Below are 13,769 nucleotides of genomic sequence, written 5' to 3' on the forward strand. Positions count from 1 at the left end.
GCCGGGCGCGACCCTGCGGGCGCACCCGGCCGGCCGGGTGCGCCCGCAGGTGTACCGCTAGGCCGTGATCCGGTCGATCAGCAGCGAGAGCGACCGGTCGTCGGTGTCCACGCCGACGGCGCCCTCCAGCGCCTCCAACGCGCGCGGGATGCGGGCGGCGTCGTCGGTCTGCAGCTCCAGCAGCGGCTGGCCGGCGGTCACCTGCTCCCCCACCCCGGCGGTCCAGACGATCCCCGCCGCGGCGGACACCGGGTCCTCCTTGCGGGCTCGGCCGGCACCCAGCCGCCAGGCGGCGACGCCGAGGGCGTAGGCGTCCAGCCGGGTCAGCGTGCCGGTGGCCGGGGCGGTCACCACGTGGCGCTCGGTGGGCTGCGGCAGCGGCGCGTCCGGGTTGCCGCCCTGGGCACTGATCATCCGCCGCCAGACGTCCATCGCGCGGCCGTCGGCGAGGGCGTCGGCGGGGTCGACGTCGTCCCGGCCCACGCCGGCCAGCATCTCCCGGGCCAGGGCGAGGGTCAGCTCCACGACGTCGGCCGGGCCACCGCCGGCCAGCACCTCGACCGACTCGGCCACCTCGACGGCGTTGCCGGCGCTGCGGCCCAGCGGGCGGTCCATCGCGGTCACCAGGGCCACGGTGCGCACCCCGGCCGCTTCCCCGAGCCCGACCATGGTGCGGGCCAGCGTGCGGGCGTCGTCCGGGTCGCGCATGAAGGCGCCGGAGCCGGTCTTGACGTCCAGCACCAGCGCGTCGGCGCCCTCGGCGATCTTCTTGCTCATGATCGAGCTGGCGATCAGCGGGATCGACTCGACCGTGCCGGTCACGTCGCGCAGCGCGTAGAGCACCTTGTCCGCCGGGGCCAGGTCGGCGCCGGCGGCGCAGATGACCGCGCCCACCTCGCGCAGCTGCTGGAGGTAGGCCTCCTCGTGCACGTCGGCGCGCCAGCCGGGCACCGACTCCAGCTTGTCCAGCGTGCCGCCGGTGTGCCCCAGCCCGCGGCCGGACAGCTGCGGCACCGCGACCCCGCACGCCGCCACGAGCGGGGCCAGCGGCAGGGTGATCTTGTCGCCGACGCCGCCGGTGGAGTGCTTGTCCGCGGTCGGCCGGCCCAGCGAGGAGAGGTCCTTGCGGACCCCGGAGTCGATCATCGCCTGGGTCCAGACGGCGAGCTCGTCGCCGGACATGCCGCGGAAGAACACCGCCATGAGCAGCGCGCTCATCTGCTCGTCGGGCACCACCCGGTCGGTGTAGGCGCGGATCACCCAGCGGATCTGGTCGGCGGTGAGCGTCCGGCCGTCGCGCTTGGCGCGGATGACGTCGATCGCGTCGAACGGCTGCGTCATGCTCCCTGCCCCCGGTCCGCTGCAGCCACCAGGTCGTCAGGACCGAAGGCGTCGGGCAGCACCTCGCTCATCGGCACGATGCCCAGTGAGACGGTCTCGATGAGCATGTCGCGGCCGCCGTGCTCCCAGAGCAGCTGCCGGCAGCGGCCACAGGGCATCAGCGGCTGCCCGTCGCCGCCGACGCAGGCCACGGCGACCAGCCGGCCGCCCCCGGTGCGGGCCAGGTCGCTGACCATGCCGCACTCGGCGCACAGCCCCAGGCCGTAGGAGGCGTTCTCCACGTTGCAGCCGGTGACCACCCGGCCGTCGTCCACCAGCCCGGCCACCCCCACGGGGAACTGCGAGTACGGCGCGTAGGCGTGGGTCATGGCCTCGCGCGCGCGGGTGCGCAGCGCGTCCCAGTCGACGTCCATCAGTGCTCTCCTCGTCGGTAGACCAGGCCGTCGGCCTTGGGCATCCGCAGCCGTTGCGAGGCCAGCGAGAGCACCAGCAGCGTGGTCAGGTGCGGGGTGAAGGAGACGATGCCCTCGGGCAGCTCGTCGACGGTCAGGAAGGCGGCCAGCGCGGCGGCGGCGAACGCCGCGGCGATCACCGACTGCACATACCGGCGCCGGGTGGCCTGCCAGATCGCCACACCGGCCAGCAGCACGGCGATCAGCAGCAGCAGCGCGACGACGGCGGTGGGGCTGCGCAGCTGCAGGGCGTCGGAGAACCCGAACAGCCCCGCACCCGCGGCCAGCCCGCCGGGCCGCCAGTTGCCGAAGATCAGCGCGGCCAGGCCGATGAAGCCGCGGCCGCCGGTCTGGCCCTCGCGGTAGATGTTGGCGACGAACACCAGGAACACCCCACCGAGGCCGGCGAGCGCGCCGGAGATGATCACGGCGATGTACTTGAGCCGGTAGACCGGCACGCCGAGGGAGTCCGCGGCCGCCGGGTTCTCCCCGCAGGAGCGCAGCCGCAGCCCGAACGCCGTGCGCCACAGCAGCAGGTAGGTGGCGGGCACGAGCAGCACGGCGAGCACGGTGAGCACGCCGACGCCACTGGTGAACCCGCGCAGCATGCCGGCCACGTCGGAGACCAGGAACCAGTGCTGGTCCTCCAGGTCGCCCAGCAGGTCCGGCCCCGAGGAGAGCACCGGCAGCGAGAAGCTCGGCGGCCGGTTCGACAGCGCCGGCGACTGGGTCACCCCGCCACCGGCCGGGTTGTCGCTGTACAGCAGCTCGGAGAGGAACCGGACGACGCCGCCGGCCAGGATGTTGATCGCCACACCGGAGACCACGTGGTCGACCCCGAAGGTGACCGTGGCGATGGCGTGCAGCAGGCCGCCGACCGCGCCGAAGACCGCGCCACCGATCAGCGCGCCGGCCCAGCCCCACTGGTAGCCGGCCCAGCCGGCCCCCCAGGTGCCGAGGATCATCATCCCCTCGAGGCCGATGTTGACCACGCCGGCCCGCTCGGAGAACAGCCCGCCCAGAGCGACCAGCCCCAGCGGGACGGCCAGCAGCAACGCGGCGGAGAACGTCGAGGACGACGTCAGCGCCTGCTCCCCGGAGATGACCCGGACCGCCGAGACGAGCACGAGCAGCCCGACCAGCAGCCAGGTGATCCGGCGCGCCCGGCCGCCGCCGAGGAGCAGCTCGGTGACCGGCCCCCGGCTCGGGGCAGAGGTCGTCGTCGCGGTGCTCACTGCTGGCCTCCTCGGGTGCCGTCGGCGGCGCCGCTGCGCACGCCGGGGCCGGTGCCGGTGCCGACTGCGGCGCCCGGGTCCGGCGGCGGGCCGCCGGAACCCTGTCCGCCGTCCGTGCTGCCGTCACCGGTGGTCGGTGAGGCCGGCTGGCTGCCGCCGCGCTCGGCCTGTCGCCGGGTGATCCGGCGGGCGATCTCGTTCGCGACGACGACGGCCAGCACGATGGTGCCCTGGATGATCGTGACGACCGAGGCGGGGATGCCCTCGAACTGCAGCGGGATGGCCGCGCGGTCCAGGAAGCCGAACAGCAGCGCCCCCAGCGCGATGCCGACGGGTGAGTTCCGCCCCAGCAGCGCCACCGCGATGCCAAGGAAGCCCAGCCCGGTGGTGAACTCGGTGCCGTAGTGGTGCGAGCTGCCCAGCAGGTCGGGCAGTCCGATCAGCCCGGCGACCGCGCCGGAGATCAGCATCGTCTTGATCACCATGCCGCGGGCGTCGACGCCGCTGGCCGTCGCAGCCGAGGGCGACATGCCGGTGGCGCGCAGGTCGAAGCCGAAGCGGGTCCGCTTGACCAGCACCGCGATCACGATCCCGGCGACGGCCGCCACGAGCAGGAAGCCGTAGAGCTCCGAGCGCGGCTCGGCCAGACCCAGCGCACCGAAGACGCCGTTGAGCCCGGGGAACCAGCCGGACTCGGGGATGTCAGCGGTGGTGATGATCGACGCGCCGGGCTCGCTGCCCCGCAGCGGCCCGGTGAGCAGGAAGGACGCCAGCCCCAGCGCGATGAAGTTCAGCATGATCGAGCTGATCACCTCGCTGACGCCGCGGGTGACCTTCAGGACCGCCACGATCCCGGCCCAGAAGGCGCCGACCAGCATCGCGACCACGATGATCAGCAGCACGTGCAGCGGGGCCGGCAGGGCGACGGCGGCACCGGCCGCGGCCGACAGGATGGTGGCGAGCCGGTACTGGCCCTCCACGCCGATGTTGAACAGCCCCATCCGGAAGGCCACCGAGACGGCGAGCCCGGCCAGGAACAGCGGCACGGCGCGGTTGAGGATCACCACCATCGCCTGGGTCTGCTGCGACGGGCTGTCCCCGAAGTCCAGCATCACCTCGACGGCGCTGAGCGGGTTCTCCCCGATCAGCACGATGACCAGCGCGGAGATGGCCAGCGCGACGACGATGGCCAGCACCGGCGCCAGCAGCGCGGTGCCCAGGCGGCGCAGGGTGCTCACGCGGCACCTGCCGTGCTGGCGGCGCCGGTCATGTGGGTGCCCAGCTCCTCCGGTGTCAGCCTCGCCGGGTCGAGCGTGGCGACCAGCCGCCCGCGGAGCATGACGTGCAGCGTGTCCGACAGGCCGATCAGCTCGTCGAGGTCCGCCGAGACCAGCACGATCCCCATCCCCTCCGCGCGGGCGTCCTTGAGCAGTTCCCAGATGACCGACTGCGCGCCGACGTCGACGCCGCGGGTCGGGTGGGCGGCGATGAGCAGCCGCGGCCGCGCGCTCATCTCCCGTCCGACGATCAGCTTCTGCTGGTTGCCGCCGGACAGCGCCATGGCAGCGGTGTCCGGGCCCGGTGCCCGGACGTCGTACTCGCGCATGATCCGCTCGGTGTCGGCGCGCGCGCCCTTGCGGTCGATGAAGGCGCCCTTCACCGACGGCGGGCGGGTCTGGTGCCCCAGGATCCGGTTCTCCCAGAGCGGGGCCTCCAGCAGCATGCCCTGCCGGTGCCGGTCCTCGGGGATGAAGCCCAGGCCCTGCTCGCGGCGGTGCCGGGTCGACCAGGCGGTGATGTCGTCGGCGCCCAGCAGGACGACGCCTGAGCTGAGCGGCCGCAGCCCCATGATCGCGTCGACCAGCTCGGCCTGGCCGTTGCCCTCGACGCCGGCGATGCCCACGACCTCGCCCTCGCGGACGGTCAGCGAGACGTCGTCCACCGCGGGGCGGCCGCCGGGCGCGGCGACGCGCACCCCGCGCAGCTGCAGCACCGCGGTCTCCCGGACGGTGGAGTCGCGCTTCTGGGCGACGGGCAGCTCGGCGCCGACCATCAGCTCGGCCAGCTGCTTGGCGGTGGTGGTCCGCGGGTCGGCGGTGCCGACCGTGGTGCCGCGGCGGATGACGGTGATCGAGTCGGCGACCTTGCGGACCTCGTCGAGCTTGTGCGAGATGAAGATGACGGTGAGGCCCTCGCGCTTGAGCTCGGCGAGGTTGCCGAACAGCTCGTCGACCTCCTGCGGCACGAGCACGGCGGTCGGCTCGTCCAGGATCAGCGTGCGGGCGCCGCGGTAGAGCACCTTGGCGATCTCCACGCGCTGCCGGTCGCCGACCCCGAGCTCCTCGACCAGGGTGTCGGGGTCCAGCCCCAGGGCGTAGGCGTCGGAGATCTCCCGGATCCGCCGCCGCGCCTCGGCGCGGTCCAGCCGGCCGCCCCTGGTGGGCTCGCTGCCCAGGACGACGTTCTCCAGCACGGTGAAGTTGTCGGCCAGCATGAAGTGCTGGTGGACCATGCCGATCCCGGCGTCGATCGCGTCGGCCGGGCTGCGGAAGGTGACCGCGCGGCCGTCGACCAGGATCTCGCCCTCGTCGGGGCGGTGCATGCCGTAGAGGGTCTTCATCAGCGTGGACTTGCCGGCGCCGTTCTCCCCCACGATCGCGTGCACCTCGCCGCGGCGGACGCGCAGCTGGATGTCGGAGTTGGCCACCACGCCGGGGAAGCGCTTGGTGATGCCGCGGAGCTCGACCGCGAGCGGTGCCGACTCGGTCAACGGGAACTCCTCGGGGGACCGGCGTGGTGGCGCGGGACGGAACCCCGGCCGCAGGTCTTCCGGCCGGGAGGTGGATCAGGGCGTCGTCGTCCGACTCGCAGACGGTACACACGGAAAACGGCGGGCTCGGGGGCGTGTGCCGCCCCCGAGCCCGCCGCTGCCCGTGCTGCTCAGCTCAGGCGTGTCACGGAGTGGTGGGAACCGTGACCGAGCCGTCGACGATCTGCTGGCGGTAGTCCTCGATGACGTCGGCGATGTCGTCGATGTAGCCACCGGAGGTGGACAGGCCCACGCCGTCGGACTCCAGGTCGTAGACGACGTCCGTGCCGCCCTCGGCCTCGTCGTTGGCGACGGAGAGGATGAACTCCATCACCGCGTTGTCGACGCGCTTGATCATGGAGGTCATGATCACGGCCTGCTGCTCCGGCGAGGCGGTCTGCCACTGGTCGGAGTCGACGCCGATGGCGCGCTTGTTGGCCTCGACGGCGGCCTGGAAGACGCCCTCACCGGACCCACCAGCGGCGTGGAAGACGATGTCCGCGCCGTTCTGGTAGAAGCCCTGGGCCACGCTGTAGCCGCGGTCCGGGGCGCCGAAGCCGCTGAAGTCACCGGCCGGCGAGAGGTACTGGCTCTGGATGGTGATGTCCGGGTTGACCGCGCGGGCCCCGGCCTCGAAGCCGGCCTGGAACTTCTCGATCAGCGGGCTCTGCACGCCGCCGACGAAGCCGATGTTGTCGGTCTCGGTCTTCGACGCCGCGGCCACGCCGGCCAGGAAGGAGCCCTGCTCCTCGGCGAACAGCAGCCCGGTGACGTTGTCGCCCTTGGCGCCGTCGGCGTTGGAGCCGTCGACCTGCGCGAAGGTGACCTCCGGGAAGTCCTGCGAGACGTCGGCGATGATCTCGTCGTAGTTGAAGCCGACCGCGATGACCGGGTCGTAGCCCTGCTCGGCCAGCTGGGTGAGCAGCTCACCGCGGTTGGAGGCGTCGTCGTTGGGCGACAGCGTCTGGACGTTGTCCTCCATCGACAGGCCGAGCTCCTCGACGGCGGCCTCGACGCCGGCGTAAGCGGAGTCGTTGAACGACTTGTCACCACGGCCGCCGGTGTCGAAGGCGAGGCCGATCATGAGCTCGTCGTTGCCGCCGCTGCCGCTGCCGCCGCCCGAGCCGCTGTCGCTCTCGTCGCTGGCGCAGGCCGCCAGGGCCATGCTGCCGGCCAGCAGCAGTGCTGCGGCCTTCATCCCACGCACTCGGCGCAAGACGGTCTCCTCTCTCGGAGGACCCTCCCGACCCGTGGTCGGTGTGGGTCCCGGTGCGGTGTGTTGCAGGCTTCCCCCGCCGTCCGGCTGCCCCGCACGAGGCGGGACGCCAGGCGACGGCGACCCCGGCACGCTAACCGCGGGGCCGACGCGGGTGACCTGTCGCAGAACGGATAGAGACCCGATCGTTGCCAACGGGCGACGCCTGCCCCCTCCAGGCGCCTCCGGGTGAGACGGCGACCACATCCGCACCGGTGCCGGACGCCACTCGGGGGCAGGTCCGTCGGCCGGTCGGGGACGGGCGTTCCCGGAGCACCGCCGGCGGGCGGGTTAGCGTGCCCGTCATGCGCCGACCCCCGCCGCTGCGCCGGCTGACCACCGCGCTGGCGACCAGCACGGTCACGGTGGTGCTCCTGCTGGCCGGCCCCGCGGCGGCCGAGGACGCGCGCCCCACCGTCGACCCGACGGCGCCGACGCCGTCGGTCCCCTACCCGGGCGGCCCGCCGCAGGGCAGCGCGCCCGACGGCAGCACCGTCGGTGGCGAGGGGCTGGACACCCGCGGCGTGGTCACCGCCCCGGGGGCGCCGGCGCTGCCCGAGGGCATCGACGCGCACGGCTGGCTGGTCGCCGATGCCGGCACCGGCGAGGTGCTGGGCGCCCGCGACCCGCACGGCCGCTACTACCCGGCCAGCACGCTGAAGACGTTGACCCTGCTGACCCTCGCCCCGCTGCTGGACCCCGCCCAGCTGGTCGCCGGCACGGTCGAGGACGAGGCGATCGAGGGCAGCCGGGTGGGGCTGGTGCAGGGCGGGCAGTACCCGGTCGACCTGCTGTTCCGCGCACTCGTCATGCAGTCGGGCAACGACGTGGCCAACGCCCTCGCCCGGACCGCCGGCGGCGTCGAGGCGACGCTGGCGGCGATGAACGACACGGCCGCCCGGATCGGTGCGTACGACACGGTCGCCGGCACCCCCTCCGGACTGGACGTCGCCGGGCAGTCCTCCTCCCCCTACGACCTCGCGCTGGTGCTGCGCCAGCTGATCGCCGACCCCTACGCCCTGGACGTACTGCAGACCCGGACCGCGGACATCCCGGCGGTCGGGCCGTACGCCGGCTACCAGATCCAGAACCAGAACAACCTGCTCAGCAGCTATCCGGGCACGCTCGGCGGCAAGACCGGCTTCACCGACGCCGCCCGGCACACCTTCGTGGTCGCCGCCGAGCGGGACGGCCGCCGGCTGCTGGTCAGCGTCATGCAGGCCGAACGGCGACCGGTGCACGAGCTGGAGCAGGCGCGGCGCCTGCTGGACTGGGGCTTCGCCACCCCGGCGGGAGCCGAGGGCGTCGGCCGGCTGGTCACCCCCGAGGAGGTGGCCGCCGACGCGGCCGAGGCCGCTGCCGAGGCCGCTGCCGAGGCCGCCGCGGCGACCGCCCCGACGCGCTCGCCGGCCGCCCGCCCCGACACCGGCTCCACCACCGCGGCCGCCGTCGGTCCCGCGGACGATGCTGCCTCGCCCCTGCTGCCCGCCGGGCTGGCCGTCGGCGCGCTGGTCGTCGTGGCGGCCACCGTGTTCGGACGGCGCCGGGCGATGCGTCCCGGCACGCACCCCGGCCGGCCGGTCAGCGGCGCGGCGGCTCGTGGTCCGGCGGTCGGTGGCCCGACGACCGGGCACCCGGCGTCTGGGGGCCCGGCGTCTGGTGGCCCGGCGTCTGGTGGCCCGGCGACCGACCACGACCGGCCGCCACGCGCCTGACCACCGACCGGGTGATCAGCCGGCCCCCGACCAGCCCGGCCAGCACGCCGGTGCCGAGCAGGCCCAGGGCCACCCGCGCCGGCGCGGGCCCCGCCGTCCGCTCGGCCACCAGGGCGATCTCCGGCAGCGGGGTGGGCCCGGCCGGGCCGTGCGGCACCCGGGTGTGCGCGTGCTCGATCGCCGGGACGGTCGCCGTCCAGCAAGCGGTGTAGAAGGCGAACCGGGCGACCACGTTGATCCAGACGATCAACCCGACCAGGCCGCCGAACGTCGAGGCGGTGACGTTCCCGCTGATGATCGTCAGGTAGACCCCGCCGACCAGCTTGAGCACCTCGAAGCCGACGGCGCCGAAGACGGCGCCGGGCAGCAGCTGCCGGTAGCCGAACGGGTTGCCCGGCACGCCCTTGAGCAGCCAGAGGAACAGCAGCGTGTCCCCGGCCACGGCCAGCACGATCGGCAGCGCCCTGGTGAGCAGGAAGAAGCCGGGCACGTCGTCGATCTCGGTCAGGCCGAGCAGCCGCCCCACCGCCGTGGTCGCCCCGGTGGTCAGCGCGATGCTCAGCACGCCGGCGACCCCGAACCCCAGCAGCGCGACCAGGTCCTTGCCCCGGTCGGCGAGGAAGTCCGGCTCGTCGGGGCGGCCGCGCCAGACGATGTCCATCCCCACCCGCAGCTTGTCCATCGCGCCCAGACCGACGAACAGCACGCCGACCAGCCCGACCACCCCGAACGTGGTGGCGCTGTCGATGGCCGTGGTGACGTTGTCGGCCAGGCCCTCGCCCGTCTCCCCCGGGACGGCGTCCCGCAGTGCGGCCAGGAGCTGGTCCTGCAGCAGCGGGTTGCCCCGGAGCACCAGCCCGGCGACCGCGGCGAGCAGCAGGGTCACCGGCGCCAGGGCCAGGAACACGTAGTACGTGACGCCGGAGGCCATCAGGTCGGCCTGCACCCGGTTGTAACGCCCACCCGCCCGGGCCAGGTGGTCCAGCCACGGCCGGCGGGCACGCTGGCGGTGCAGCAGCTCCGTCGCCGCACCGGTCAGGCGGCCGACGGGGTTGGTCACCGGCGCCAGTCTCGTTGCTCACCACCGACCTCGCGCGGCGGACCGGACCGGCCCCCCGCGTCGTGGGTCAGTGCGGCGGGCCGGTGAGGCGGTACTCGCGGGACACGGCCCACGCGCCGCCGGGCAGCTGCTCGAACTCGGTGAAGGTGTCCACCCGGAACTCGGCGTGCACCTCGGCCAGCCCGGCGTAGGCCATGTCCAGCATGTCGGCCGGGACGTCGTGGGCCACGGTGACGTGCGGGTGGTACGGGAAGCTGAGGGTGCGCTGCAGCGGGCCGCTGCGGACGTCGCCGGCGATCAGCTCGCAGTCGGCGATGCCCTGGGCGACCGCCACGAACACGACCTCGGAGATCGGCCGGAAGCTCCCGGTGCCGGCCAGGTGCATCACGAACGGCGGGTGCTGCCGGGCCACCTGCGACAGGTGGTCGCTGATCGCGCCGCGCTGGGCCACCGGCACCTCGGTCGGTGGCAGCAGCGTCACGTGCGGCGGGACGAGCCGCGCCTGCGGGTCACCGCACTTGCCCCGCCACTCGACCAGCAGCTGCGCCCACGGCTCGGGCACCGACACCACGACGCCGAGCACGCAGGTCTCGGCCGGGCCCGGCACCATCTCGGCGGGGCGGTGGACGAACGTGTCGTCGGCGCGCAGCGGACGGTCGGTCACGCCGACGGAGCCCCGACCGGGGGCAGGAACCCCACCCGCTCGTAGACCGTGGCCAGCGTCGGCGCGGCGACCTCGCGGGCCCGGGCGGCCCCGACGGCCAGCACCCGCTCCAGCTCGGCGGTGTCGGCCAGCAGCTCGGCGGTGCGCGCCTGCACCGGCGCGAGCGCGTCGGTGACGACCTCGGCCAGCTCCTTCTTCAGGTCGCCGTAGCCGCGGCCGGCGAAGTGCTCCTCCAGCTGCGCCACGCTCTGCCCGGACAGCGCCGAGTGGATGGCCAGCAGGTTGGTCACCCCCGGCTTCTCCACCGGGTCGGCGACGACCTCGCGGCCGGTGTCGGTGACCGCTGACCGGATCTTCTTGGCCGTCACCTTCGGGTCGTCGAGCAGGAAGATGCCGCCGGCCGGCGGCAGGCTCTTGCTCATCTGCTTCTCCGGCGTCTGCAGGTCCAGGACCTTCGCCGTCCCCGCCGGGATGAACGCCTCCGGGACGGTGAACGTCGCACCGAAGCGGCTGTTGAACCGCGTGGCGAGGTCGCGGGTCAGCTCCAGGTGCTGACGCTGGTCCTCACCGACCGGGACGCGCTGCGCCTGGTAGAGCAGGATGTCGGCGGCCTGGAGCACGGGGTAGGTGAACAGACCGACGGTGGTGCTGCCGCTGCCCTGCCGCTGGCTCTTGTCCTTGAACTGGGTCATCCGGCTGGCCTCGCCGAAGCCCGTCAGGCACTGCAGCACCCAGCCGAGCTGGGCGTGCTCGGGCACGTGGCTCTGCACGAACAGCGTGCTGCGGGCGGGATCGACCCCGAGGGCCAGCAGCTGGGCCGCGGAGACCAGGGTGCGGCGGCGCAGCACGGCCGGGTCCTGCTCGACCGTGATCGCGTGCAGGTCCACCACGCAGTAGAAGGCGTCGTGGTCGTCCTGCAGGCTCACCCACTGCCGCAGCGCGCCCAGGTAGTTGCCGAGCTGGAAGGAGTCAGCCGTCGGCTGGATGCCGGACAGCACGCGGGGAGCAGGCACGTCGTCCATCGAACCACGCGCCCCACGCGGCCCTGCTCAGGCTCCGGTCTGGTCCGCTGTCCCGCTGGTCAGGACGGCGTCCAGCGCGCCGAGGAAGACGTCGTCCTCCTCGGGCGTGCCCACGGTCACCCGCAGGCCCTCACCGGCGAACGGGCGGGTGATCACCGCCTGCGCCTCCAGGGCGGCGGCGACCGCGGCGGTGCGCTCGCCGAACGGCAGCCAGACGAAGTTGGCCTGGCTGTCGGCCACCGGCAGGCCCCGGTCGCGCAGCGCGGCGGTGAGCCGCGCGCGCTCGGCGACGACCGCCGCGCAGCGCTCGCGCACCTCCGCCTCGCTGGCCAGCGCCGCGACCGCCGCGGCCTGGGCCAGGCTGGAGACGCTGAACGGCACGTGCGTCCGGCGGACGGCGTCGGCGACCGCCGGGTCCTCGGCCAGCAGGTAGCCCACCCGCAGGCCGGCCAGCCCCCAGGCCTTGGAGAAGGTGCGCAGCACGGCCACGTTGGGCCGCCCGCGCATCAGCTGCACCCCGTCCGGGACGTCGGGGTCGGTGACGAACTCGCGGTAGGCCTCGTCCAGCACGACCAGCGTGTGCGCCGGGACGGCATCCAGGAAGCGCTCGAGCTCAGCGCGGCGCACCGCCGTCCCGGTGGGGTTGTTCGGGTTGCAGACGAAGACCAGCCGGGTCGTCTCGTCGATCGCCGCGGCCAGGCCGGCCAGGTCGTGGGTGTCCCGGGTCCCGCCGGGCGTGCCGGGGACCAGCGGCACCTGCTGGACGTGCGCGCCGGCGACCTGGGCCAGCAGGGGGTACATCTCGAAGGAGCGCCAGGCGAAGGCGATGCTCGACCCGGGGTCGTTGAACGCCTGGGCCAGCTGCTGGCAGACGGTGACCGCACCGCAGCCGGCGGCCACCTGCGCGGGCTCGACGCCGTAGCGGTCGGCCAGCGCGCGGGTGAGGACGGCGGCCCCGTTGTCGGGGTAGCGGTTGGTCTCCCCCGCCGTCGCGCCGATCGCCTCCACCACGGCCGGCAGCGGCGGGAAGGCGACCTCGTTGCTGGCCAGCTTCACCGCCCGGGGGACGCCGATCTCGCGGGCCAGGTCGGCGGGGTTGCGGCCGGGGCGGTAGGCCGGCATCGCGGCGACGGCGGGGCGTGCGCTGACCACCTGGAGCTCCTCCTCCGCGCGGGCGGCCGGACCCCGGCGGGGTGCTGGCTAGGCTCGCACCATGCGCGTTCTCGTCACCGGCGGCGCCGGGTACATCGGCAGCGTAGTCACCGCGGCCCTGCTCGAGGCCGGTCACGAGGTGACCGTGCTCGACGACCTGTCCACCGGTCACGAGGACGCCGTCCCGGCCGGTGCCCGCTTCGTCCGGGCCTCGCTGCACGACTCCGCACCGGTGCTGGCCGACGTGCGGCCGGAGGCGGTGCTGCACTTCGCGGCCAAGAGCCTGGTCGCACAGAGCCAGGCCGAGCCCCAGGTGTACTGGCACAACAACGTGGGCGGCTCCCTCGCCCTGCTCGAGGCGATGCGCGCCGCCGACTGCCGGCGGATCGTGTTCTCCTCCACCGCCGCGACCTACGGCGAGCCCGACGAGGTACCGATCCCGGAGACCGCGCCGACCCGGCCGACCAACACCTACGGCGCCAGCAAGCTCGCCGTCGACGCGATGCTGACCTCCTACGCGGCGGCCCACGACTTCGCCGCGGTGAGCCTGCGCTACTTCAACGTCGGCGGGGCCGCCTACGGCGTCGGCGAGCGGCACGCCACCGAGACCCACCTGATCCCCATCGCGCTGCAGGTCGCCGCCGGCACCCGCGAGTCGCTCACCGTCTACGGCTCGGACTACCCGACCCCCGACGGCACCTGCATCCGCGACTACGTGCACGTCAAGGACCTCGCCGCGGCGCACCTGCTGGCCCTGCCGGCCCCGGCGCCGGGTGAGCACCGGGTCTACAACCTGGGCAGCGGCACCGGCTTCTCCGTGCAGGAGATGGTGGACGCCGTCCGCACGGTCACCGGGCACGCGCTGCCGGTCGTCGTCGGTGACCGGCGCCCCGGCGACCCGGCCCGGCTGGTGGCCAGCTCCGCCCGGATCCAGGCCGACCTCGGCTGGGCGCCGGAGCACACCGACCTGACCGAGATCGTCGCCGACGCCTGGGCCTTCGCGCAGCGCTGAGGAGGTCGCGGCAACCACCCTGCGGGGTGGCCACGAGGGAGGGGCCGTCGGC

Annotated in this window: 11 protein-coding genes and 1 pseudogene; 2 read left to right on the forward strand and 10 right to left on the reverse strand. The window is 74.1% G+C overall.

Features of this window, described 5'->3' with window-relative positions; translation table 11 throughout:
- Window positions 1–57: 57 nt before the first annotated feature.
- The 6 genes from Q1A09_RS04755 to Q1A09_RS04780 form a co-directional block, all read right to left on the reverse strand.
- On the reverse strand, window positions 58–1,341 hold the full coding sequence (locus tag Q1A09_RS04755) for a thymidine phosphorylase (protein ID WP_299952335.1): 1,284 nt from the start codon (window positions 1,339–1,341) through the stop codon (window positions 58–60).
- On the reverse strand, window positions 1,338–1,754 hold the full coding sequence (locus Q1A09_RS04760; RefSeq protein ID WP_299952336.1) for a cytidine deaminase: 417 nt from the start codon (window positions 1,752–1,754) through the stop codon (window positions 1,338–1,340). Before Q1A09_RS04760 ends, Q1A09_RS04755 begins: the two co-directional genes overlap by 4 nt.
- Complete coding sequence (locus tag Q1A09_RS04765; protein ID WP_299952337.1) at window positions 1,754–3,028, reverse strand: ABC transporter permease; 1,275 nt, start codon at window positions 3,026–3,028, stop codon at window positions 1,754–1,756. The genes Q1A09_RS04760 and Q1A09_RS04765 overlap by 1 nt, the downstream gene beginning before the upstream one ends.
- Window positions 3,025–4,266, reverse strand: coding sequence for an ABC transporter permease (locus tag Q1A09_RS04770; protein ID WP_299952338.1), 1,242 nt, complete (start codon window positions 4,264–4,266; stop codon window positions 3,025–3,027). Before Q1A09_RS04770 ends, Q1A09_RS04765 begins: the two co-directional genes overlap by 4 nt.
- Complete coding sequence (locus tag Q1A09_RS04775; RefSeq protein ID WP_299952339.1) at window positions 4,263–5,798, reverse strand: ABC transporter ATP-binding protein; 1,536 nt, start codon at window positions 5,796–5,798, stop codon at window positions 4,263–4,265. The genes Q1A09_RS04770 and Q1A09_RS04775 overlap by 4 nt, the downstream gene beginning before the upstream one ends.
- Window positions 5,799–5,982: 184 nt before the next feature.
- The gene (locus tag Q1A09_RS04780) at window positions 5,983–7,044 is read right to left on the reverse strand and encodes a BMP family protein (RefSeq protein WP_299952598.1); all 1,062 of its coding nucleotides are present in this window, start codon (window positions 7,042–7,044) and stop codon (window positions 5,983–5,985) included.
- A gap of 353 nt (window positions 7,045–7,397) precedes the next feature.
- On the opposite strand from Q1A09_RS04780, the gene Q1A09_RS04785 reads away from it, so the two are divergent.
- The gene (locus tag Q1A09_RS04785; protein WP_299952340.1) at window positions 7,398–8,807 is read left to right on the forward strand and encodes a D-alanyl-D-alanine carboxypeptidase family protein; all 1,410 of its coding nucleotides are present in this window, start codon (window positions 7,398–7,400) and stop codon (window positions 8,805–8,807) included.
- 196 nt (window positions 8,808–9,003) lie between these two features.
- Here the strand turns inward: Q1A09_RS04785 and Q1A09_RS04790 are convergent.
- From Q1A09_RS04790 to hisC, 4 genes and pseudogenes are all read right to left on the reverse strand, one after another.
- Window positions 9,004–9,738 (reverse strand): annotated as a pseudogene (locus Q1A09_RS04790) (YihY/virulence factor BrkB family protein); the annotation flags it as partial.
- A gap of 196 nt (window positions 9,739–9,934) precedes the next feature.
- On the reverse strand, window positions 9,935–10,531 hold the full coding sequence (locus Q1A09_RS04795) for a 2'-5' RNA ligase family protein (protein ID WP_299952341.1): 597 nt from the start codon (window positions 10,529–10,531) through the stop codon (window positions 9,935–9,937).
- The gene (trpS, locus tag Q1A09_RS04800) at window positions 10,528–11,544 is read right to left on the reverse strand and encodes a tryptophan--tRNA ligase (protein WP_299952342.1); all 1,017 of its coding nucleotides are present in this window, start codon (window positions 11,542–11,544) and stop codon (window positions 10,528–10,530) included. The genes Q1A09_RS04795 and trpS overlap by 4 nt, the downstream gene beginning before the upstream one ends.
- A 36-nt stretch (window positions 11,545–11,580) precedes the next feature.
- The gene (hisC, locus tag Q1A09_RS04805; RefSeq protein WP_299952343.1) at window positions 11,581–12,705 is read right to left on the reverse strand and encodes a histidinol-phosphate transaminase; all 1,125 of its coding nucleotides are present in this window, start codon (window positions 12,703–12,705) and stop codon (window positions 11,581–11,583) included.
- Between the two features lie 61 nt (window positions 12,706–12,766).
- Between hisC and galE the strand changes: the two genes are divergently transcribed.
- A complete protein-coding gene (galE, locus tag Q1A09_RS04810) occupies window positions 12,767–13,717 on the forward strand; it encodes a UDP-glucose 4-epimerase GalE (RefSeq protein WP_299952344.1) in 951 nt (316 codons plus the stop codon).
- Window positions 13,718–13,769 lie beyond the last annotated feature (52 nt).

The organism is uncultured Modestobacter sp., assembly GCF_947486615.1.
Lineage (GTDB): Bacteria > Actinomycetota > Actinomycetes > Mycobacteriales > Geodermatophilaceae > Modestobacter.